General features: G+C 68.2%; 20 protein-coding genes, 1 tRNA gene and 1 riboswitch. Of the genes, 13 read left to right on the top strand and 8 right to left on the bottom strand.

Features of this window, described 5'->3' with window-relative positions; all coding sequences use genetic code 11:
• The first annotated feature begins 77 nt into the window (after nt 1-77).
• From BLS81_RS15655 to thiC, 5 genes are all read left to right on the top strand, one after another.
• On the top strand, nt 78-854 hold the full coding sequence (locus tag BLS81_RS15655) for an SDR family oxidoreductase (protein ID WP_093225260.1): 777 nt from the start codon (nt 78-80) through the stop codon (nt 852-854).
• A 161-nt stretch (nt 855-1,015) separates the two neighbouring features.
• The gene (locus BLS81_RS15650; protein WP_093225258.1) at nt 1,016-1,900 is read left to right on the top strand and encodes a MipA/OmpV family protein; all 885 of its coding nucleotides are present in this window, start codon (nt 1,016-1,018) and stop codon (nt 1,898-1,900) included.
• A 138-nt stretch (nt 1,901-2,038) separates the two neighbouring features.
• Nucleotides 2,039-2,992: a ferritin-like domain-containing protein gene (locus tag BLS81_RS15645; protein WP_093225257.1), complete on the top strand. Its 954-nt coding sequence runs from the start codon at nt 2,039-2,041 to the stop codon at nt 2,990-2,992.
• Between the two features lie 41 nt (nt 2,993-3,033).
• Nucleotides 3,034-4,107: a ferritin-like domain-containing protein gene (locus BLS81_RS15640; protein WP_256326285.1), complete on the top strand. Its 1,074-nt coding sequence runs from the start codon at nt 3,034-3,036 to the stop codon at nt 4,105-4,107.
• A 53-nt stretch (nt 4,108-4,160) separates the two neighbouring features.
• Nucleotides 4,161-4,277, top strand: a riboswitch (TPP riboswitch).
• A 41-nt stretch (nt 4,278-4,318) separates the two neighbouring features.
• A complete protein-coding gene (thiC, locus tag BLS81_RS15635; protein WP_093225255.1) occupies nt 4,319-6,196 on the top strand; it encodes a phosphomethylpyrimidine synthase ThiC in 1,878 nt (625 codons plus the stop codon).
• A 54-nt stretch (nt 6,197-6,250) separates the two neighbouring features.
• Here the strand turns inward: thiC and BLS81_RS15630 are convergent, their stop codons facing one another.
• The 6 genes from BLS81_RS15630 to BLS81_RS15605 all read right to left on the bottom strand — a co-directional run bounded on the left by BLS81_RS15630 (nt 6,251) and on the right by BLS81_RS15605 (nt 10,573).
• On the bottom strand, nt 6,251-6,547 hold the full coding sequence (locus BLS81_RS15630; protein WP_093225254.1) for a type II toxin-antitoxin system RelE/ParE family toxin: 297 nt from the start codon (nt 6,545-6,547) through the stop codon (nt 6,251-6,253).
• The gene (locus tag BLS81_RS15625; protein ID WP_338061556.1) at nt 6,544-6,777 is read right to left on the bottom strand and encodes a type II toxin-antitoxin system ParD family antitoxin; all 234 of its coding nucleotides are present in this window, start codon (nt 6,775-6,777) and stop codon (nt 6,544-6,546) included. Before BLS81_RS15625 ends, BLS81_RS15630 begins: the two co-directional genes overlap by 4 nt.
• Before the next feature lie 99 nt (nt 6,778-6,876).
• On the bottom strand, nt 6,877-7,512 hold the full coding sequence (locus BLS81_RS15620; RefSeq protein WP_093225250.1) for a 2-dehydro-3-deoxy-6-phosphogalactonate aldolase: 636 nt from the start codon (nt 7,510-7,512) through the stop codon (nt 6,877-6,879).
• Between the two features lie 9 nt (nt 7,513-7,521).
• Entirely contained in the window at nt 7,522-8,403 is an 882-nt protein-coding gene (locus BLS81_RS15615) for a 2-dehydro-3-deoxygalactonokinase (protein ID WP_093225249.1), read from the bottom strand.
• Nucleotides 8,400-9,275 (bottom strand): SMP-30/gluconolactonase/LRE family protein, encoded by an 876-nt coding sequence (locus BLS81_RS15610; protein ID WP_256326284.1) that lies wholly within the window; start codon nt 9,273-9,275, stop codon nt 8,400-8,402. Before BLS81_RS15610 ends, BLS81_RS15615 begins: the two co-directional genes overlap by 4 nt.
• On the bottom strand, nt 9,272-10,573 hold the full coding sequence (locus BLS81_RS15605; protein ID WP_093225247.1) for a sugar MFS transporter: 1,302 nt from the start codon (nt 10,571-10,573) through the stop codon (nt 9,272-9,274). The genes BLS81_RS15610 and BLS81_RS15605 overlap by 4 nt, the downstream gene beginning before the upstream one ends.
• Nucleotides 10,574-10,667: 94 nt before the next feature.
• Between BLS81_RS15605 and BLS81_RS15600 the strand changes: the two genes are divergently transcribed.
• The 6 genes from BLS81_RS15600 to BLS81_RS15580 all read left to right on the top strand — a co-directional run bounded on the left by BLS81_RS15600 (nt 10,668) and on the right by BLS81_RS15580 (nt 17,244).
• The gene (locus BLS81_RS15600; protein ID WP_093225245.1) at nt 10,668-12,461 is read left to right on the top strand and encodes an IlvD/Edd family dehydratase; all 1,794 of its coding nucleotides are present in this window, start codon (nt 10,668-10,670) and stop codon (nt 12,459-12,461) included.
• 163 nt (nt 12,462-12,624) lie between these two features.
• The gene (locus BLS81_RS15595; RefSeq protein WP_093225243.1) at nt 12,625-14,202 is read left to right on the top strand and encodes an aldehyde dehydrogenase (NADP(+)); all 1,578 of its coding nucleotides are present in this window, start codon (nt 12,625-12,627) and stop codon (nt 14,200-14,202) included.
• On the top strand, nt 14,199-15,173 hold the full coding sequence (gene araD1 / locus BLS81_RS20975) for an AraD1 family protein (RefSeq protein WP_218123137.1): 975 nt from the start codon (nt 14,199-14,201) through the stop codon (nt 15,171-15,173). Before BLS81_RS15595 ends, araD1 begins: the two co-directional genes overlap by 4 nt.
• Nucleotides 15,170-16,099 carry a Gfo/Idh/MocA family protein gene (locus BLS81_RS20970; RefSeq protein WP_256326282.1) on the top strand — a complete coding sequence of 310 codons (930 nt, stop codon included), beginning with the start codon at nt 15,170-15,172 and terminating at the stop codon, nt 16,097-16,099. Before araD1 ends, BLS81_RS20970 begins: the two co-directional genes overlap by 4 nt.
• Before the next feature lie 22 nt (nt 16,100-16,121).
• Nucleotides 16,122-16,853: a FadR/GntR family transcriptional regulator gene (locus BLS81_RS15585; RefSeq protein ID WP_256326281.1), complete on the top strand. Its 732-nt coding sequence runs from the start codon at nt 16,122-16,124 to the stop codon at nt 16,851-16,853.
• Nucleotides 16,854-17,034: 181 nt separating this feature from the next.
• Entirely contained in the window at nt 17,035-17,244 is a 210-nt protein-coding gene (locus BLS81_RS15580) for a hypothetical protein (RefSeq protein WP_093225240.1), read from the top strand.
• A gap of 50 nt (nt 17,245-17,294) precedes the next feature.
• Here BLS81_RS15580 and BLS81_RS15575 read toward each other — a convergent pair.
• Nucleotides 17,295-17,370 (bottom strand) — tRNA-Ala (locus BLS81_RS15575).
• Between the two features lie 257 nt (nt 17,371-17,627).
• Between BLS81_RS15575 and BLS81_RS15570 the strand changes: the two genes are divergently transcribed.
• Nucleotides 17,628-18,653 (top strand): DUF2171 domain-containing protein, encoded by a 1,026-nt coding sequence (locus BLS81_RS15570; protein ID WP_093225239.1) that lies wholly within the window; start codon nt 17,628-17,630, stop codon nt 18,651-18,653.
• 141 nt (nt 18,654-18,794) lie between these two features.
• Here the strand turns inward: BLS81_RS15570 and BLS81_RS15565 are convergent, their stop codons facing one another.
• The gene (locus tag BLS81_RS15565; protein WP_093225237.1) at nt 18,795-19,577 is read right to left on the bottom strand and encodes an SDR family NAD(P)-dependent oxidoreductase; all 783 of its coding nucleotides are present in this window, start codon (nt 19,575-19,577) and stop codon (nt 18,795-18,797) included.
• A gap of 117 nt (nt 19,578-19,694) precedes the next feature.
• On the opposite strand from BLS81_RS15565, the gene BLS81_RS15560 reads away from it, so the two are divergent.
• Nucleotides 19,695-21,785: a RelA/SpoT family protein gene (locus tag BLS81_RS15560; protein WP_093225236.1), complete on the top strand. Its 2,091-nt coding sequence runs from the start codon at nt 19,695-19,697 to the stop codon at nt 21,783-21,785.
• Nucleotides 21,786-21,797 lie beyond the last annotated feature (12 nt).

The raw sequence follows: 21,797 nt of genomic DNA, 5'->3' as shown, positions 1-21,797 counted from the left end.
ACGTCAAACCTCAAGTTCCCACGCGTTCGCGGGGGAACGAAATTTCAGGAAAGTCGCGACTGCGATATGGGCGATACATGACCAAGTCCATCTTCATCACCGGCGGCGCATCGGGCATTGGGCGCGCGACCGCGATCCTGTTCGCGCGGCACGGCTGGAGGGTCGGGCTGGCGGATATCGACGCCGACGGCCTCACCGCGACCCGCGCGCTGCTGCCCCCCGGCATGGCGGAAACCCATGTCATGGACGTGTGTGACCGCGCCGGCTGGGTCGCCGCGCTCGACGCCTTCACCGCGCCCGCCGCGGGCAGGCTCGACGTGCTGTTCAACAACGCCGGCATCGCCACCGGCGGCCCGCTCACCGCCACCGGCTTCGACGCGATCGACCGCACCGTCGCGATCAACTTCGTCGGCGTGCTCAACGGCGCGAAGATCGGCCACGCCTATCTCGCGCGCACGCCCGGCGCCTGCCTGCTCAACACCGCATCGGCATCGGCGATCTACGGCAGCGCCGGCCTCGCCACCTATTCGGCGACCAAATTCGCGGTACGCGGGCTGACCGAGGCGCTCGATGGCGAATGGGCGCGCGACGGCATCCGCGTGCGGGCGATCGTTCCCGCCTTCGTCGAGACCCCGCTGCTCGACGGCAGGGTCGAAGGCGGCGAGCGGACCATCCGCGAGACGGTGCGCGCCGCCGGCCTGGAACGCACGCCGGCGGATAGGGTCGCGCGCGCCGCGTGGGATGCGGTCCACGGCGCGCGCGTCCACACCTATGTCGGCCGTACCGCGCATATCATGGCGCTCGCCGCGCGCTTCGCGCCGATGGTGCTGCGCAATCGGATGCGGCGCGCCTGATCGCGGGCGATCTTTACGGATGCGCAACGATCCCGATCGTTGTACTTTGGCAACGCACGTGCAGCAAAATGCGCCCTCGTCGAAAGTTGAGGAGCGATTCCAACAAGCACGGCGTTACGCCGCCGTAATATGCCCGCCCCCAACATGACAGGGAGTCCTCAGTGCCGAATCTCATCCGCAGTGGCCTAGCCGCCGTTCTTCCGATCGCAGCGGCGCTGTGCGCCGCGCCCGCTGTCGCGCAGAGCGCCGCGCCGGCCGCGCAGGACAATGCCGATCTCGCCTCCAAGTTCGGCGGCGACAATGTGACGGTCGGCGTCGCCGCCGCCTATGTGCCGGATTACGAAGGCTCGGACTCCTATCGCTTCGTGCCGGCGCCGGTCGTGATCGGCCAGCTCAAGGGCTTCGCCTTCACCGTGATCGGCAACCGCGCCAGCCTCGATCTCATCCCGAACCGCCCCGGCGACAAGATCGACTTCCAGCTCGGGCCGATCGCGGTGCTCAACTTCGATCGCACCAAATTGAAGGACATCGACGATCGCTCGGTCCGCCGGCTCGGCAAGATCGACACCGCAATCGAGATCGGCGGCTATGTCGGCATCGGCAAGACCGGCATCATCACCAGCCCGTACGACAAGCTCTCGGTCTCGGTCAGCTATCGCCACGACGTCAACAACGCGCACGACAGCGAGATCTGGCAGCCGGCGATCAACTATCTCACCCCGCTCAGCCGCAAGGCGGCGGTCGGCCTCACCGCCTCGGCCACCCGCGTGGGCACCGGCTATGCGCACACCTATTACAGCATCACGCCGCAGCAGAGCCTGGCGAGCGGGCTGCCGGTGTACAACGCCAAGTCCGGCTGGAAGAACTATCAGCTCGGCGGCTATGTCACCTACGCGCTGACCGGCGACCTGCTGCACGGCTTCAAGCTGATCGCGGGCGGCGCCTATTCGCGGCTGCTCGGCGATTATTCGTACAGCCCGATCGTGCGGCTGCAGGGCAAGCCGAACCAGTGGATCGGCGCGCTCGGGGTTGCGTACACCTTCTAAACCGTCTCTACGGGGGCGCATGTGTGCGTGCCTCCGCGACTCCGGCCGTTCCCGCCCGCCATGGGCGCGAGCGGCCGTGGCGTATCCGGTTCCGGGCGGGGCGCGCACCCTGGCTCAAGGTGACATGCCGGAAGGACGATGATGACTGCCCTGCCCGAGGAAACCCTCGATACGCGTAACGAGCGCCGTGAATTTTTCCGTACCGCGATCGGCGCCGCCGCGATCACCGCCACCGGCGCCGCCGCCCTCACGATCACCTCGATCGCGCGCGCCGATACCGTCGCCGATTCGTCGCTGGTCAATTTCGCGCTCAACCTCGAATATCTGCTCGGGCAATTCTACGGCCTCGCCGCCACCGGCACCGGCCTTCCCGCCGCGCAATTGACCGGCGCGGGCACCGCCGGCGCCGTCACCGGCGGCCGCCAGGTGACCTTCACCGATCCGGTCGTCGCGCAGATCGCCAGCGAGTTCGCGAGCGAAGCCGCCGCGCGCGTCGCCTTCCTGCGCACCACCGCCGGCGCCGACGTGATCGCGCAGCCCAAGATCGACCTCGACGTCACCGCCACCAGCGCGTTCAGCACCGCGATGCGCGCCGCCGGCCTCGTCGCCTCGGGCACCGGCTTCGACGTTTACGCGAACGACAGCAATTTCCTGCTCGCCGCCTTCTTCCTCGAAGACCTCGTCGCCACCGCCTATCGCGGCCTCGTCACCAGCGCGACCAACGCCACCAACCGCGAATCGGTCGTCGGCCTGCTCGGCGCGGCGGCATATCGCGCGGGCACGATCCGCACGCTGCTCTATGCGAAGGGCGCCGCGAGCGGCTCGACGCTGCGCGCCAACGCCGATGCGATCTCGAACGTGCGCGACGCGCTCGACGGCTCCTCGGACGACGATCAGGGCATCTCGCCGACCACGGATGCGAACGGCAACCCGGTGTCGAACGTCACCCCGGCCGGCGCCGATGGCATCGCCTTCGGCCGCGCGGCGACGTCGGTGCTCAACATCGTCTATCTCAACAGCCTGTCGTCCTCGTCCGGGGGCTTCTTCCCCGCCGGCGTCAACGGCACGACCGTCGCCAGCGCCGCGAACTGATCCTCGCCGCACGCTTACGAATTCCGCCCGGAGACCTCCCCGTGACCGATACCGCGACCGACCTTCTTTCGACTTCGCCGAGCACCGCCGAAGACCGTCGCCGCCTGGCGCGCCGCCACTTCCTGCGCACCACTGGCCGGATGACCGCCGCCGCCGGCGGCCTCGCGCTGCTCAGCGCGTGCGGCGGCAGCGGTGACGGCTCGACCGACACGTCGACGCCCACGCCGACCCCGACCTCGACCGACACCAGCGCGATCATCAACGCCGACGCGCTCAATCTCGCGCTCAACTTCGCCTATCTCCAGGCGCAGTTCTTCACCTTCGCGACCACCGGCGCGGGCGTCGCCGCCGTGCCGGACTCCAACACTCCGGCCGGGCAAACCGACGGCAAGCCCAAGAAGGGCGCCTATCCGGGCGGCGGCGCGGCGCTGCTCACCGGCACGGGACAGCAAGGCACCGTGACCGGCGGCCGCGCGGTGAGCTTCGCCGACCCGCTGATCGCGCAATACGCGCGCGAGATCGCCGCCGACGATCTCGCCCATCTCGCCTTCCTGCGCTCGGCGCTGGGTTCCTCGGCGGTGGCGATGCCGTCGCTCAACATCGACGGCGGCGCGAGCGGCGCGTTCAGCACCTTCGCGCGCGCCGCCGGCTATGTCGCGAGCGGCGTGGCGTTCGATCCCTATGCGAGCGATCTCAACTTCCTGCTCGCCGCCTTCATCTTCAAGGATGTCGCCGTGACGGCCTACAAGGGCGTGGCGACGCTGCTGACGAGCACGCTCACGCTCGATGCCGCCGCCGGCCTGCTCACCACCCAGGCGTATCACGCGGCGCTGATCCGCACGACGCTCTACACTTTGGGCCAGGGCACGGCCGCCGGCCAGTTCAGCAACGCGCGCGACGCATTCGATGGCTCGGTCGATATCGACCAGGGCATCACCGGCACCGCGACCACGGCCAACATCGTGCCCGCCGACGCGCAGGGCCGGGTCTACACCCGCACCGCCGGCCAGGTGCTCAACGTCGCCTATCAGAACAGCGCGGCGGTGACCTCGGGAGGCTTCTTCCCCGCTGGCGCCAACGGCAACATCAAGACCAGCGCGGCGAGCAACGCCTGAACCTGCGTTAGCGCGGCGGGACTTCCCATCCCGCCGCAAAGCCGCTACGCGTACCACATTCCCCGGGGAGCCATGAGGCTGAGAGGGGCGGTGCGAATCCGTCCGACCCGTAGAACCTGATCCGGCCCCTTGATGGGCTTACCGGCGTAGGGAGGGAGCGGCCTTTTTCTCATCGGAAAGTCCGTTTTCTCTCACATGAGGAGACGACGAGATGGCCGACCTTCCCACCCGCACCGAAATCGGCGTGACCACCGGCCCGATCCGCGGATCGCGCAAGATTTACGTCCCTTCGCCCAACATCCCCGGCGCGGGCGTGGCGATGCGCGAGATTCATCTCGAACCGGGCTCGGGCGAGCCGCCCTTGCGCGTCTATGATACGTCAGGCCCCTATACCGATCCCAACGCGCTGATCGACATCAACACCGGCTTGCCCGAACTGCGCCGGAGCTGGATCGAGGCGCGCGGCGATGTCGAGAGCTATGACGCGCGCGAAATCCGCCCCGAGGACAACGGCCTGTCCGGCCCCGATCGCTCCGCCGGGGTGCCGCAATATCCCAACGTCGTGAAGCGCCCGCTGCGCGCCAAGCCGGGGATGAACGTCAGCCAGATGCATTATGCGCGGCGCGGCATCATCACCCCCGAGATGGAATATGTCGCGATCCGCGAGAATCTCGGCCGCGCGCAGGCGAAGGAAAAGCTCGTCCGCGACGGGCAGGATTGGGGCGCGTCGATCCCCGATTACGTGACTCCGGAGTTCGTCCGCGACGAGGTCGCGCGCGGCCGCGCGATCATCCCGTCGAACATCAACCACCCCGAAAGCGAACCGATGGCGATCGGGCGCAACTTCCTCGTCAAGATCAACGCCAACATCGGCAATTCCGCCGTCGCCTCCAACGTGGCGAGCGAAGTCGACAAGATGGTCTGGTCGATCCGCTGGGGCGCGGACACGGTGATGGACCTCTCGACCGGTCGCAACATCCATGACACGCGCGAATGGATCCTGCGCAACTCGCCCGTGCCGATCGGCACCGTGCCGATCTACCAGGCGCTCGAAAAGGTCGGCGGCATCGCCGAGGATCTGACTTGGGAGATCTTCCGCGACACGCTGATCGAGCAGGCCGAACAGGGCGTCGATTACTTCACGATCCACGCCGGCGTGCGCCTGCCCTATATCCCGATGACCGCCAAGCGCGTCACCGGCATCGTCTCGCGCGGCGGCTCGATCATGGCGAAATGGTGCCTCGCGCATCATAAGGAGAGCTTCCTCTACGAGCGCTTCGACGAGATCACCGAGATCATGAAGGCGTATGACATCGCCTATTCGCTCGGCGACGGTCTGCGCCCCGGCTCGAACGCCGACGCCAACGACGAAGCGCAGTTCGCCGAACTCTACACGCTCGGCGAACTCACCAAGCGCGCCTGGGAACAGGACGTGCAGGTGATGATCGAAGGCCCCGGCCATGTGCCGATGCACAAGATCAAGGAGAATATGGACAAGCAGCTCGCCGCCTGCGGCGAGGCGCCGTTTTACACGCTCGGGCCGCTCGTCACCGATATCGCGCCGGGCTACGATCACATCACCAGCGGAATCGGCGCGGCGATGATCGGCTGGTTCGGCACCGCGATGCTCTGCTACGTCACCCCTAAGGAGCATCTCGGACTCCCGGATCGCGACGACGTCAAGGTCGGCGTGGTGACGTACAAGCTCGCCGCGCACGCCGCCGATCTCGCCAAGGGCCACCCCGCCGCGAAGCTGCGCGACGACGCGCTCAGCCGCGCGCGCTTCGAATTCCGCTGGCGCGACCAGTTCAACCTCTCGCTCGATCCCGACACCGCCGAGCAGTTCCACGACCAGACGCTCCCGGCGGAAGGCGCCAAGAGCGCGCATTTCTGCTCGATGTGCGGCCCCAAATTCTGCTCGATGAAGATCACGCAAGAGGTTCGGGACTTCGCCGCCAAGCAGAACGCGCCCGTCGAGAGCTTCGTCGCGGCCGAGGATGCCGAAGCGGGCATGGCCGAGATGAGCAAGGTGTTCAAGGAAACCGGCAGCGAGCTCTACATGGGCTCGGGTGGGCGGGAGCATGATTGAACCGAAGAGCTAGAATCGTTCCGCGCTCGGTTGGACCTTCGGGATAAATGTCGCCTAAGTGTCCAACCAGCGCTCTATGTCCATCGCCTTGTGCAGCACACGCTGCACGACGACCCGATCCGGTAGCACGTCGTAATAGACCCGATGGCTACCACACGGCACGCTATGAATTGGGGGACGGATGGGGTCATGGCGGCGACCGGCTAACAGATATTCCCGAATGCGGGCAAAGGTCATATCGAAGCGACGTAAGTACGATTCGGCGCGCTCTATGCCGAACGCCTCGGTGCCGTAGGCGAGTATCGCAACCAGATCGGCCTTCGCAGCGTCCGCCAGTGTAAGCGCGATCACGCCTCGACGCGCTGCTCTCGCGCCTCGGCGATGATGCTTTCGATCGTCGCATCGCTTTCCGGCGACGCGCGACCGACATCGATCGCCGCCCGCAGCCGCTCAAGCTGCTCGGTCGCCGCCTGGTCGCGCCGCACCAGATCGCGCACATAGTCGCTGGTGCTGCTGTAATCGCCGTCGGCGACACGCCGCTCCGCCCAGCTCTTGAGCTTGTCGGGGAGCGAGATGTTCATCTGTGCCATATCGCGCTTATACAATTTCGCGCTAATTTTGCCAAAGGCGATCGATCCGAACCGGGTATGATGCATCCCCGGTACGACGCCGCCGCGCGACTACTTCCCGACCGCCGCCTTCCAAGCCGCCGTCAGCGCCGCCGCGCGTTCGCCGACCAGCGCGGCGCTGTCGCCGGGCTTGAACAGCGCGCCGCCCACGCCGATGCCTTCCGCGCCGGCGGCGAGCCAATCCTTGAACGTCTCGGCATTGGTGCCGCCGACCGCCCACACCGCCACGTCGCGCGGCAGCACCTCGCGCACCGCCTTGAGATAGGCCGGGCCGAGGCTCGCGCCGGGGAACAGCTTGAGCCGGCGCGCGCCGGCGGCGATCGCCTGGAACGCCTCGCTCGGCGTCATGAAACCCGGCAGCACCTCCAGCCCGAGCGCCACCGCGCGCGAAATTACCGCCGGGTTGGTGTTGGGCGTCACCATCAGCCGACCGCCGGCTTCGACCAAGGACTCGACCGCCTCGACGCTCAGCACCGTGCCGCCGCCGATCAGCGCACGGTCGCCGAACGCCGCGGTGATCGCCGCGATGCTCTTGAGCGGCTCTGGCGAGTTGAACGGGACTTCCAGGATGCGGACACCGTTGTCGATCAGCGCCGCAGCGACGTCGAGCGCCTCATCAGGGCGCAGCCCGCGCAGGATCGCGGCGACCGGGGGCACGCCCTCGCCGAGCAGGTGATCGAGCGTCATTGCAATCTCCTAGGATAAACCGGCGAGCACGCAGGCATCGCCGTCGAGCCGCCGCACGACGGCACCGATCCGTTCAAACGCGGTTTGGTAGCGATCGACGAGGTGCGGATCGCCGATGATGGTCATACGCGCGGCTTCGCCAAGCGCCGCCCGCATCTCGACGATCTCGCCGCCGATCAGCAGTCCGGAGAGATAGCCGAGCGCCCAATCGGGGGTCTTGCCGCCGCGCAATTGCATCGCGCGCGCGCCGAACAGGCCGCTCAGCACTCCGGTCTCGGCGCGAGCCAGTCCAGCCGCGAACCCCTCCGCCTCGGCACCGGCCTCCCCCGCCGCCAGCCCGCGCGCCAGCGTCGAATGCTGGCGCAGCAGTGCGAACAGCTCACCGGTGAGGATGGTGCGGAAGCCCGTGATAGCGCCATCCTCGATCACCGCCCATTTGCTGTGCGTGCCCGGCAGGATGACGATGTGCCGCCCCGTCGCCAGAGCGGGCGACAGCGCGAGCGCGCCGTAAAGCTGGGCTTCCTCGCCCCGCATCACGTCCGGCACGCCGTCCGCGTCGGCGCACGCCAGCCCGGCCATGATCGAGACCGGCACGCCGTCGAGCGTCAGGCCGGTTGCCGCCTTCAGCCACGCGTCGCGCGTCGCCGGGCAGTCGGCGTAGGGAACCTCGCGCCAGCCGTCGCGCGCGCCGACCATCCCGCACAGCCGGATCGCTTCGGGCGCGCCCGCCGCCAGCCAGGGCGCGAGCGCACCGCGCAGCACCGCCTCGGGCACGATGCCGGGCGTGCCGATCCCATCGCCAAAGACGCGATCGGTGACGACGCCGGCTTCGACCCGAAACAGCCGCAGCCGCGTCGTGCCCCAGTCACCAAGGACGGCATAACCGCTCACGCGCTCAGCTTCACCTCGCTCAGCGGCACGCCCGGCGCCGGCGCGTCGAACGCGAACAGCCCGCCGGCGAGCGGCTGGCCGTTGAGTTCGGCCTCCGACAGACCCTTGCGCGCGGTGGTGACATAGCCGGTGCTGAGATCCGGGCCACCGAACGTCACCTTGGTCACGTTGGCGCAGGGCATCGGCACCGTCGCGATCAGCGTGCCGTCGGGCGCGTAGCGCCGCGCCTGCCAGCCGCCCCACAGCCCGACCCAAACGCAGCCTTCCGAATCGACCGTCACGCCGTCCGGGTGGCCGTCGGCCTCGGCGATCTTCACGAACACTTCGCCATGCGCGAGGCTGGTGCCGCCCGAGATGTCGCAGCGGTAGATCGTCCGCCCGAGCGTATCGACGTGATAGATCGTGTTGCCGTCGCCGCTCACCGCCGGACCGTTGGTGATGACGCACTCGCCGCCGACCGCGCGTAGATCGGTCACGTCGAACACATGGATCGCCCCGGTATTGGCCTCTTCCTCATTGTCCATCGTGCCGAGCCACAGCCGGCCCGAGGCATCGACGGTCGCATCGTTGGTGCGGTTGTGCGCGGGCATGTCGATCTTCGCGACCGGGCCGGTCAGCGTGCCGTCCTCGAGCAGATACAGGCCATCGACCGAGCCGACGAGCAGCTTGCCGCCCTCGGCCGGTACGATGAAGCTCGGCATCCCGCCGACCTCGAACGACTGGCGATCGTCGCTCGCCGGATCGTAGCGGTGAACCTTGCCGCCCTTGATGTCGACGAACCACAAGGCGCTCTCGCGCCCGATCCACGCCGGCCCCTCGCCCAGCGTCGCCGCGACCGGCCAGACGAGCCGGGGTTCGATCATGGTGCTCATTTCGTTTCCTCCGCCGACACGCGGCAGCCCCACAGAGCGTAGAGCAGGACGATCACCTCGCACGCCGCGGTCAGCGCGAACGACGCCTGCAACCCGAAGCGGTCCGCCAGCAGCCCCTGCACGAACACCAGCGCCCCGCCCGCGATCGCCATGATCATCAGCCCCGAACCCTCTTCGGTCAGCGGGCCGAGACCGCGGATCGCGAGCGTGAAGATCGTCGGGAACATGATCGAGTGGAACAACCCGACCAGGATCAGCGCCCACATCGCAGCATGGCCGGTGGTGGTCAGCACCGCGAGCATTACCAGCAGCGCGCCGCCCGCGAACACCGCGAGCACGTCCTCGGCGCGGAACTTCTGCATGATCGCCGAACCGGCGAACCGGCCGACCATCATCCCGCCCCACAGCAAGGTCAGATATTGCCCGGCCTGCTCATGCGTCAGATCCGCGATATTGGGCTGGCTGACGAAATTGACGAACAGATTGGCCACGCCGATCTCGGCGAGCAGATAGGCGACCATCGTCGGAATGCCGAGCACCAGCGCGCGGTGCGTCCACAGCGACAAATGCTTGCGCTCCTCCTTGGCGACGCGGCTGGTCGCGTTCTGCCCGATCGCAGGCAGCGGGAAGCGCGCGATCACCACCGCGAGCACCACGAGCACGACCGCGACGAGCAGATACGGCAGCACCACCGAATGCGCGTCGGCGAGCCGCTCGGCGGGCGTCAGCACGCGGCCCGCCTTGGCGGTGCCGCTCACGGAGCGACCGAGGATCAGATACGCGCCGAACGCCGGCGCGAGCATCGTGCCGGCCGAGTTCATCGCCTGCACCAGATTGAGCCGCGACGACGCGGTCTCCGGCGACCCGATCACCGCCACATAGGGATTGGCCGCGACCTGGAGCAACGTGATGCCGCTGGCGATGACGAACAGCATGACGAGCGTGACGCCGTACGACGGGATCGAGGCCGCAAGGATCATGCCGAGCGCGCCAGCCGCCATGATGCCAAGCCCGGTGACGAGCGACTTCTGATAGCCGATCCGCTCGATCAGCTTGGCCGACGGAATCGAGGCGAAGAAATAGGCGATGAACCACACCGACTCGATCAGCGTCGTCTGCGTGTAGCTCAGATCGAACACGCTGCGCAGATGCGGCAGCAGCGTGTTGTTGATGACGGTGATGAACCCCCACATGAAGAACAAGGTGGCGAGCAACGTCAGCGCGGGTCCGTAAGACCGACCACCACCCGAGGCGGGGGCCACGGCGCCGCCTCCCGAATTCAAGACTGGACCTGCCACACACCCTCACGTGCTGATTGATTCTGTAATTGTATGAGTATATCTCGCGGTCGGAGCCGTCAATGCGATCGGCACCTTCGCTACGGGAACCGCTATGAGCCACACGCCCCCCAAACTCCGCAGCCGCGCCTGGTTCGACAACCCGGACAATATCGACATGACCGCGCTCTATCTCGAGCGCTATCTCAATTTCGGGCTGAGCCTGGAAGAACTGCAGTCGGGCAAGCCGATCATCGGCATCGCCCAGACCGGCTCCGACCTCTCGCCGTGCAACCGCCATCATCTCGTCCTCGCCGAGCGCGTGCGCGAGGGCATCCGCGAGATGGGCGGCATCGCCATCGAATTCCCGGTCCACCCGATCCAGGAAACCGGCAAGCGCCCGACCGCCGGGCTCGATCGCAACCTCTCCTATCTCGGCCTGGTCGAGCTGCTTTACGGCTATCCGCTCGACGGCGTGGTGCTGACGATCGGCTGCGACAAGACCACGCCTGCCTGCCTGATGGCGGCGGCGACGGTGAACATCCCCGCGATCGCGCTGTCGGTCGGGCCGATGCTCAACGGCTGGCACAAGGGCGAGCGCACCGGCTCGGGCACGATCGTGTGGAAGGCGCGGCAGATGCTCGCCGCCGGCGAGATCGACAATGCCGAATTCATCCGCCTCGTCGCCTCCTCGGCGCCGTCGACCGGCTATTGCAACACGATGGGCACCGCGACGACGATGAATTCGCTCACCGAGGCGCTCGGCATGTCGCTGCCCGGCTCGGCGGCGATCCCCGCGCCCTACCGTGACCGTCAGGAAGTCGCCTATCGCACCGGCCGCCGCATCGTCGAGATGGTCGCCGAGGATCTCAAGCCCTCCGACATCCTCACCCGCGAGGCGTTCGAGAATGCGATCGTCGTCAACTCGGCGATCGGCGGGTCGACCAACGCGCCGATCCACCTCTCGGCGATCGCGCGCCATGTCGGCGTCGATCTGCCGATCGAGACCTGGCAGGAAAAGGGCCATCAGGTTCCGCTGCTGGTCAACCTCCAGCCCGCCGGCGAATATCTCGGTGAGGATTTCTACCGCGCCGGCGGCGTCCCCGCCGTCACCGCGCAGCTCATCGCGCAGGGGCTGATCCACGAGGGCGCGCTCACCGCCAACGGCAAGACGATGGGCGACAATTGCCGCGGCGCGATCATCGAGGACGAGAAGGTGATCCGCCCGTTCGAGCAGCCGCTGGTCGAGGAAGCCGGCTTCATCGTGCTGCGCGGCAATCTGTTCAACTCGGCGATCATGAAGACGAGCGTGATCTCGGCCGAGTTCCGCGACCGCTATCTGTCGAACCCCGAAGATCCCGACGCGTTCGAAGGCCCGGCGGTGGTGTTCGACGGCCCCGAGGATTATCACCACCGCATCGACGATCCCGCCACCGGCATCACCCCCGAGACGTTGCTGTTCATGCGCGGCGCGGGGCCGATCGGCTATCCGGGCGCGGCCGAGGTCGTCAACATGCGGCCGCCGTCGTACCTCATCACCGAGGGCGTTCATGCGCTGCCGTGCATCGGCGACGGTCGCCAGTCGGGCACCTCGGGTAGCCCCTCGATCCTCAACGCCTCGCCCGAGGCGGCGGCGATGGGCGGCCTCGCGCTGATCCGCACCGGCGACCGTGTCCGCATCGATCTCGGCAAGCGTTCGGCCAACGTGCTGATCTCGGACGAGGAACTGGCGGAGCGCCGCGCCGCGCTGACGGCGGAAGGCGGCTTCAAATTCCCCGCCTCGCAGACGCCGTGGCAGGAGATCCAGCGCTCGGTGGTCGGCCAGATGGAAACCGGCGCGATCCTCGAAGGCGCCGAAAAATACCAGCGCATCGCCCAGACCAAGGGCCTGCCGCGCGACAACCATTGATGTGAGCGGTCGCCCTCACCCTTCCCACCGGCTTCGCCGGCGGGCCCCTTCCCTCTCCCATCGGGAGAGGGAGGGAGGCGCCGAAGGCGCCGGAAGGGTGAGGGCGACGAAGCTCTCACGCACGCCTACCACTTCCCCCTGCCCCTGATCCGGAGACATCACCATGTATAACGGAGCCATTCTGATCGGCGCGAGCGAGAGCCGCACCGCCGATACCTTCACCGCGATCAACCCGGCGACCGGCGAGAGCGGCGACGTCGCGTTCAGCAACGCCGGCCCCGCCGAAGTCGCCAAGGCGACCGCGCTCGCGGCGCAAGCCTTCCAGACCTTCTCGACGCTGAGCCTCGACGCGCGCGCGACCTTCATCGAGACGGTCGCCGCCAACATCCTCGCGATCAAGGACGATCTCGTCGCGACCGCAATGGCCGAGACCGCGCTGCCCAAGCCGCGCCTCGAAGGCGAGACCGGCCGCACCGTCGGCCAGCTCCGCATGTTCGCGACCGAAGTCCGCGCCGGCCTGTGGCTCGACGCGACGATCGATCCCGCCATGCCCGAGCGTACTCCGCTGCCGCGCGCCGATCTGCGCCGCGTCAACGTCGCGCTCGGACCCGTCGCGGTGTTCGGCGCGTCGAACTTCCCGCTCGCCTTCTCGGTCGCGGGCGGTGACACCGCCGCCGCGTTCGCGGCCGGCTGCCCGGTCGTGGTCAAGGGCCATCCCGCGCATCCCGGCACCGGCGAGCTGGTCGCGCGCGCGATCCAGCAGGCGGTCGCGTCGTGCGGTCTGCCCGAGGGCGTGTTCTCCTACCTGCCCGGCACCACCAACGAACTCGGCGGCGCGCTCGTCGCCGATCCGCGCATCAAGGCGGTCGGCTTCACCGGCTCGCGCGGCGGTGGCCTCGCGCTCGTCAAGATCGCCAGCCAGCGCGACGAGCCGATCCCGGTCTATGCCGAAATGTCGAGCATCAACCCCGTCGTGCTCCTCCCCGGCGCGCTCGCCGCGCGCGCCGAGGCGCTCGGCCCCGCCTTCGTCGGCTCGCTGACGCTCGGCGCCGGCCAGTTCTGCACCAATCCCGGCCTGGTCATCGCGATCGACGGCCCCGATCTCGAAACCTTCGTCGCCTCCGCCGCCAAGGCGCTGACGGCGGCGCAGCCCGCCGTCATGCTCACCCCCGGCATCCACGCCAGCTTCGAACGTGGCGTCGAGGAACTCGCGAGCCACGAGGCGGTCACCACGGTCGCGCGCGGCTGTGTCGGCGAGGGCGTCAACCAGGCGGTCGGCGCGCTCTTCACCACCGAGGCGGCGAAGTTCGAGGCCGACGTGGCGCTGTCGCATGAGGTGTTCGGCTCGTCGTCGATCCTCGTGCGCTGCAAGGACATCGGCGAGATCAAGACGGTCATCGCCAATCTCGAAGGCCAGCTCACCGCGACGATCCAGAGCGAGGCGAGCGACAATGACGCCGCCGCCGAACTGCTGCCCGCGCTGCAAGCCAAGGTCGGCCGCATCCTGTTCAACGGCTGGCCGACCGGCGTCGAAGTGACGCATGCGATGGTGCATGGCGGCCCCTTCCCCTCCACCTCGGATGGCCGCAGCACCTCGGTCGGCACGCTCGCGATGGCGCGCTTCCTGCGGCCGGTCTGCTATCAGGACACGCCTGACGCGCTGCTGCCGCCGGCGCTCCAGGAAGCGAACCCGTGGGGCATCACCCGCCGCGTGAACGGCGCGCTGGAGCAGGTGAAGTGATCCGTTCGCTCGTCCAGTTCGCCGAAGGCGAAACGCGCGGCGTCGCCGCGCTCGACGCGAGCGGCGCGGCGCGGCGGGTGGTCGGCGCGACTACCACGCTGGCGCTGGCACAGCAGGCGATCGCGGCGGGCACCAGCCTCGCCGCCGCCGCCGAGGCGGCGCTGGGCGACGCGATCGATCTCGCGGGCGTCCGGTTGCTGTCGCCGGTCGATCATGAGGATCCGGCCCACACGCTGGTCAGCGGCACCGGCCTCACGCACCTCGGCTCGGCCGAGGGCCGCGACAAGATGCACAAGGCCGCCACCGATTCGCAGACCGATTCGATGAAGATGTTCCTGATGGGCGTCGAAGGCGGCAAGCCCGCCGAGGGCGGCATCGGCGCACAGCCCGAATGGTTCTACAAGGGCGACGGCGGCATCCTCGTCGATCCCGGCACCCCCCTCACCATGCCGGCGTTCGCCGAGGATGGCGGCGAGGAACCCGAGATCGCCGGCATATACCTGATCGACGCGGACGGCGCGCCCGTCCGGCTCGGCTTCGCGCTCGGCAACGAATTCTCCGATCACGTCACCGAACGCGGCAACTACCTCTGGCTCGCGCATTCGAAGCTCCGCCAGGCCGCGCTCGCCCCCGAACTGCGGCTCGGCGATCTGCCCGAGGACGTGCGTGGCACCAGCCGCATCGTTCGGGGTGGCGAGGTGCTGTGGGAGAAGCCGTTCGTGTCGGGCGAGGCGAACATGTCGCACAGCCTCGCCAATCTCGAGCATCATCACTTCAAATATGCCGGCTTCCTCCGCCCCGGTTCGCTCCACGTCCACTTCTTCGGCACCGCCACCCTGTCCTTCTCGGACGGTGTGCGCACGCAGGTCGGCGACGTGTTCGAGGTCGAGGCGGACGCCTTCCTGCTGCCGGTGCGCAACCCGCTCGCCCGCGCCGAAGACGCCGGCATGGCCAAGGTGCGCACGCTGTGAGCGATGGGCTGAAGCTCGGTCTGGTCGGGCTCGGCAAGATCGCGCGCGACCAGCATCTGCCCGCGATCGCGAAGACCGACGGGATCGATCTCGTCGCGGTCGCCAGCCGCAACGCCAAGGGTGACGGCGTCGCGAACTACACCGATCTCGCCGCGATGCTGGCTGGGTCGCCCGAGTTGAACGCGATCGTGCTGTGCCAGCCACCGCAAGCGCGCTTCGAGGCGGCGGTGGCGGCGCTCACCGCCGGCAAGCACGTTTTCCTCGAAAAGCCACCCGGCGCGACCGTCTCCGAAGTCGAGGCGCTCATCGCGCTCGCCCGCACGCAAGGCGTCAGCCTGTTCGCGAGCTGGCATTCGCGCTACGCCGCCGCCGTCGCCGCCGCGCGCGACTGGATCGCGCGGACGACGATCCGCAGCGTCGATATCGCGTGGAAGGAAGATGTCCGTCACTGGCATCCCGGCCAGCCGTGGATCTGGGAAGCGGGCGGCTTCGGCGTGTTCGATCCCGGCATCAACGCGCTGTCGATCCTCACCGAGATCGTGCCCGATCGCGTGTCGCTGCTCGGCGCGACGCTCGAAGTGCCGTCGAACTGCCAGGCGCCGATCGGCGCGACGCTGACGATGCGCACCGGCTCGGGCGCGGCGATCGACACCGTGTTCGACTGGCGGCAGACTGGCCCGCAGAGCTGGGACATCACCGTCGAGACCGACGCGGGCACGCTGCGGCTCGCCGAGGGCGGCAACCGCTGGTTCATCGGCGATGCCGAGCAGCCCGCCGGCGCCGAGGAGGAATACCCCGCGATGTACCGCCGCTTCGTCGATATCGCCAATCGCAACGAGATCGACGTCGATCTCGCCCCGCTGCAACTGGTCGCCGATGCGTTCCTGTGCGGCCGCCACGTCGCCACGGAGGCGTTTCACGACTGAGCCGGAGGTTGGGGAGGCGCGCTTGGATCACGACACGGGGAACGAACCGGGCGCGCCCAAATCGCCGCTCCGCATCCACCAGACGATCGCCCGGGATCTCGGCATCGCCATCCTCAACGGGCGGCACCCGCCCGGCACGCTGTTCGAGGGCGAGATCGAAAGCGCCGGGCGGCTCCACGTCTCGCGCACCGCCTACCGCGAGGCGGTGCGTATCCTCGCCGCCAAGGGGCTGATCGAGAGCCGCCCCAAGGCGGGCACCCGCGTCACGCCGCGCGCGCGCTGGAACCTGCTCGATCCCGATCTGCTCGCCTGGATGTTCAGCGACGAGCCCGATCCCCAATTCGTCCGCGATCTGTTCGAACTGCGCGGCATCATCGAACCCGCCGCCGCCGAACTCGCCGCCACACGCCGCACCGACGCGCACCTCGCCGAGCTGGCCGCCGCGCTCGATCAGATGCGCGCGCACCGCCTCTCCACCCCCGCCGGCCGCGCCGCCGACCAGCGCTTCCACCACGCGATCCTCGCCGCCGCGCACAATGCCGCGCTCGCCAGCCTGGCGGGATCGGTCGGCGCGGCGGTGAGTTGGACCACCACCTTCAAGCACCGCAAGCAGCGCCTGCCGCGCGATCCGATCGTCGATCACGAAGCCGTGATGCGGGCGATCGCGGCGGGCGACGCACCGGGCGCGCGCGCGGCGATGCGCGCGCTGCTCGGGCACGCGCTCGCCGATATGGACCTCGCGCTGACGGGTTGATTACACCTGCATAATACCTGGATGATGCGGCCGTAATCGCCCAATCAAAAACGTTTCCACACCCGCCCGCGCCATTGGCAACCCCCCGCCCGCCCCGTATAGGTCCATTCCGGATGGGTTGAGTCGTGCGGGGGGCGCGACAAACCGTTCGGTTGCGCGTTTCGCGATATAGGAGCTAGGGGTGGCGGTCTTTCTGGTGTGTGCGGTCGCGGCCTTCGTGATCGCCTTCGTGGCCTATGCCATATATCTGCGCCGTCGCGACGCAGCCGCGCGTCGCGCGTGGGAGCAGCATTGTAACGAACAGGCGCTCGCCAACAACGCCGCGCTTGCCGCGCGACGCTCGGCCGCCCGGCCCGAAAAGACCGATCAAAACGTGACGGTGGACCGCTGACCTTCCCGTTCGGCCGCGCCCCGCGGCCTTGCCATCAGCCGCCCGGCGGCTGGTGGAGCTGAGGGGAATCGAACCCCTGACCTCTGCAGTGCGATTGCAGCGCTCTCCCATCTGAGCTACAGCCCCGTGCCACGCCGTGGATGCGGGACCACGCCTGTAGCCGCGCTTTTTCGGCGATGCAACGCCCGCCAGCGCAAATTTTCATCGACGTGAGACCACCTGTGGCGCTGCGATGAGCCGCGCCTGCGCTGCGGCGGCACGCGACACCCGGCGGCCGGCGCGTCGGAACAATCGCCGCGTTCATCCCTTCTTTGCAGGCAACCGACAGGCAGGCGCGAATGCCGCCGCCGGTCGCAGCACGACCGTCTCAGGAGGACGCCATCATGCCTTACGACCGTTATCCCCAGAACGACCCCGGCACCTATAGCCATAGCCCGGACCCGGACATCCAGGGCCGCGACTATGGCTCGGGCCGCGACTATACCTATTCCAGCGCGCGCGACTATCAGGCCGCCGGCGCGTTCGACCGTGATCGCGATCGCGGCGATTATGACCGCAACCGCGACTATGGCTACGGCGGCCGCGATTACGGTTATGCGGGCCGCGAGCGAGGGCGCTATTTCGGCGGCCGGGACGGCAACCGCGATTTCGACGGGCGCGGCTACGCGCGTGACCGCAGCAATTTCGGCGGCGGTGAATATCGCGGCAGCTACGGCAGCCACGGGCGCCGCTACACCGAAACCGGCGGACGCGACCAGGCGCGCGATTATGGCCGCCAGCCGCAAGGCTATGATTATGAGGATCGCGGCTTCTTCGATCGCGCCGGCGACGAGGTCCGCTCGTGGTTCGGTGACGAGGAGGCCGAGCGCCGCCGCGAGCTCGATTCGCGGTACGACGATCGCCGCGATCACTCGCACCAGGGCGCGTCCTATGGCCGCGACCATGATTATCATCAGTGGCGCCGCAGCCAGATCGACGCGCTCGATCGCGACTATCACGAATATCGCACCGAAAACCGTTCGAAGTTCGAAAACGAGTTCGGCGCGTGGCGGAACGAGCGCCAGACCCAGCGCGGCGCGCTCGCCAAGGTCGAGGAGCATTTCGAGGTGATCGGGTCGGACGGCCAGCATATCGGCACGGTCGACAAGGTGCGCGGCGACCGCATCATCCTCACCAAGAGCGATGCGGATGCCGGCGGCCATCACCATTCGATCCCCTCGCGCTGGATCGATTCGGTCGATGCCAAGCAGGTCCGGGTCCGCAAGACCGCTGAGGAGGCCAAGGCGCATTGGCGCGACGAGGATCGCAACACCGCTTTCTTCAACGAGAACGGCGACGATCGCGACGCGAACCGCACCACCTCGGCCAACGACCGGTCGCTCAACCGCAGCTTCTCGGGCACGTACTGAGGACTCGCCCGGCGCGCAAAACGCGCCGGGTCCGACCGAAAAAGGCGGGCGGGCGCCACTCCGGCGCCCGCCTTTTTTGATCTTCGGGCGCGCGCCGCCCGCCGGCTCGTCCCGAGCGAACGATGATTCCGCTCTAAGGCGTCACCCCGCGAGCATCTTCTGCACCCGCGCCGAGACGCGCCGCGTCAGCGCGCGCGGCAGCAACCCGACCGAGCCCGCCACCGCCGCGTTCATCGCGCCCGACACTTTGATCGCGCGCCCCCGCGCCAGCGCGCGCATGCCGTCGCGCACCACCGTCTCGGAATCGGCAGCGTTCCTCTCGAAGAATGCGCTCGCACCCATGCCGGCGATATCGGCGAACTCGGTCCGCGTCGGCCCTGGGCACAACGCCGTCACGCGCACGCCGCTCGCGCGCACCTCCTCGTGCAGCGCTTCGGAGAAACTCAGCACGAACGCCTTGGTCGCATAATAGACCGCCATCCCCGGCCCCGGCTGAAACGCCGCGGTCGAGGCGATATTGAGGATGCCGCCACGCCGCATCCGCACCATGCGCGGCAGCACCGCATGGGCAAGCTCGACCAGCGCGCGGCAGTTGAGGTCGATCATCGCCGTCTGCGCCGCGCCGTCGCTCTGCGCGAAGGCGCCCCGCACCCCGAAGCCGGCGTTGTTGATGAGCGTATCCACCACCAGCCCGCGCGCGGCGATCTCGCGCATCAGCTCGGCGACCGCCCCCGCCGCGCCGAGATCGCACGCGATCACGCTCGCCGTCGCCCCGGTCGCGGCGATCCGCGCCGCCAGCGCCTCGAGCCGGTCCGCCCGCCGCGCGACGAGGATCACGTCATGCCCCGCCGCCGCCGCGCGCTCGGCGAACAGCGTGCCCAATCCGGCGGATGCGCCGGTGATCAACCAGGTCTCGCGTGCCATCGCCTTCGCCTCTCCTCGTGCCGGAAACGTGGCAACAATCACACCGTCCCGGAAAAGCCCATCGCCGCGATCAAGATTGTGTTGCCAATCCGCCCGTCACGCCCCCATCTTACCGCCGTGCTACGACAATATGAACTGGTCGATCGGGTACTTAGCTACGATCCGGACGCCGACGAGGCGTTGCTCAACCGCGCCTATGTCTTTTCGGTACAGGCGCATGGCACGCAGAAGCGCGCATCGGGCGACCCGTATTTCAGCCACCCGATCGAGGTGGCGGGCATCCTGACCGACCTTCGCCTCGACGACGAGACGATCGCCACCGCGATTCTCCACGACACCGTCGAGGATACCGTCGCCACGCCCGAGCAGATCGAGAAGATCTTCGGCCCCTCGGTCGCGCGGCTGGTCGATGGCGTCACCAAACTCTCCAAGATCGAGGCGCAGACCGAGAACGAGCGCGCGGCGGAAAACCTCCGCAAGTTCCTGCTCGCCATGTCGGACGATATCCGCGTGCTGCTGGTCAAGCTTGCCGACCGGCTGCACAACATGCGCACGCTGCACTTCATCGCCAAGCCCGAGAAGCGCCGCCGCATCGCGCGCGAGACGCTCGACATCTACGCGCCGCTCGCCGAGCGGATCGGCATGTACGAATTCATGAAGGAGATGCAGACGCTTGCCTTCCAGCAGCTCGAACCCGAAGCCTATGAATCGATCACCCGCCGGCTCGCGCAATTGCAGGAAGGCGGCGGGGACCGCATCGCCAAGATCGGCTCGGGCCTTAAGCTGCTGCTCTCGCGCCACGGCATCGAGGCCGAGATCACGGGCCGCGAGAAACACCCCTATTCGATCTGGAAGAAGACCAACGAGCGCGACATCAGCTTCGAACAGCTCTCCGACATCATGGCGTTCCGCGCGATCGTGCCGAGCGAGGAGGAATGCTACGCGGCGCTCGGCGCGATCCACCGGCGCTGGCCGATGGTGCCGGGGCGGTTCAAGGATTACATCTCGACCCCCAAGCGCAACGGCTATCGCTCGCTCCACACCTCGGTGATCCACGCCGAGAACCGCCGCATCGAAATCCAGATCCGCACGCCGGAGATGCACAAGGAGGCCGAACTGGGGCTCGCGGCGCACTGGGCGTACAAGCAGGACAAGGTCCGCCCCGAAACGCAGGTGAGCTGGATCCGCGACCTCATCGAAATCCTCGACACCGCCGACAGCCCCGAGGAGCTGCTCGAACATACCCGCATGGCGATGTATCAGGATCGCATCTTCGCCTTCACCCCCAAGGGCGAGCTGCACCAATTGCCCAAGGGCGCGACGCCGATCGACTTCGCCTATGCGGTCCACACCGATCTCGGCGATCAGGCGGTCGGCGCGAAGATCAACGGCCGCGTCGTGCCGCTGCGCACGCTGATCGAGAATGGCGACCAGGTGCAGATCCTGCGTTCCAAGGCGCAGCACCCCCAGCCCAATTGGATGAACTTCGCGATCACCGGCAAGGCGCGCGCGGCGATCCGCCGGTACCTGCGCCAGTCCGAACGCGACGAGACGCAGGCGCTAGGGCGCAAGCTCTACGAGGAGGTCGTCTCGCGCCTGCCCGCGCCGATCGGCGCCGACGCGATCAAGCTCGCGCTGACCCGGCTCAAGCTCCCCGACGAAGCGACGCTGATGGAGGCGATCGCGCGCCGCCGCATTCCCGATGCCGACGTGATGGAAGCGCTGATGCCCGGCTCGGTCGAGGCGAGCGGCCAGCGGCAGGTGCCGCCGCAGACCAAGGCGATCTCGATCCGCGGTCTCACCCCCGGCGTCGCCTATGATCTCGCCGAATGCTGCCACCCGATTCCCGGGGACCGCATCGTCGGCCTGCGCCGGCCCGATCAGGGCATCGAGGTCCATGTCATCGACTGCCCGGTGCTGGCGCGCGCCGACGATGCCGACTGGATCGATCTCGCCTGGGGCGACAAGACCGAAGGCGGCACCGCGCGAATCTCGGTGGGGGTGAAGAACGAACCCGGCGCGCTCGGCACGATCGCGACGATCATCGGCGCGCAAAAGGCCAATATCGTCAACATGCGGCTCGACAACCGCGACACGGGTTTGCACACCAACACCTTCGATATCGAAGTCCACGATACCCAGCATCTGATGCGCCTGATCGCCGCGCTGCGCGCCGCCGACGCGGTCAACGGCGTCGAACGGGTCTAGCTCTGACCCCGC

This window comes from Sphingomonas sp. NFR15, from assembly GCF_900103265.1.
Classification (GTDB): Bacteria; Pseudomonadota; Alphaproteobacteria; order Sphingomonadales; family Sphingomonadaceae; genus Sphingomonas; species Sphingomonas pollutisoli.
Note: the sequence above shows the minus strand (reverse complement) of the source record. Positions and strands in the feature narration are given on the sequence as shown.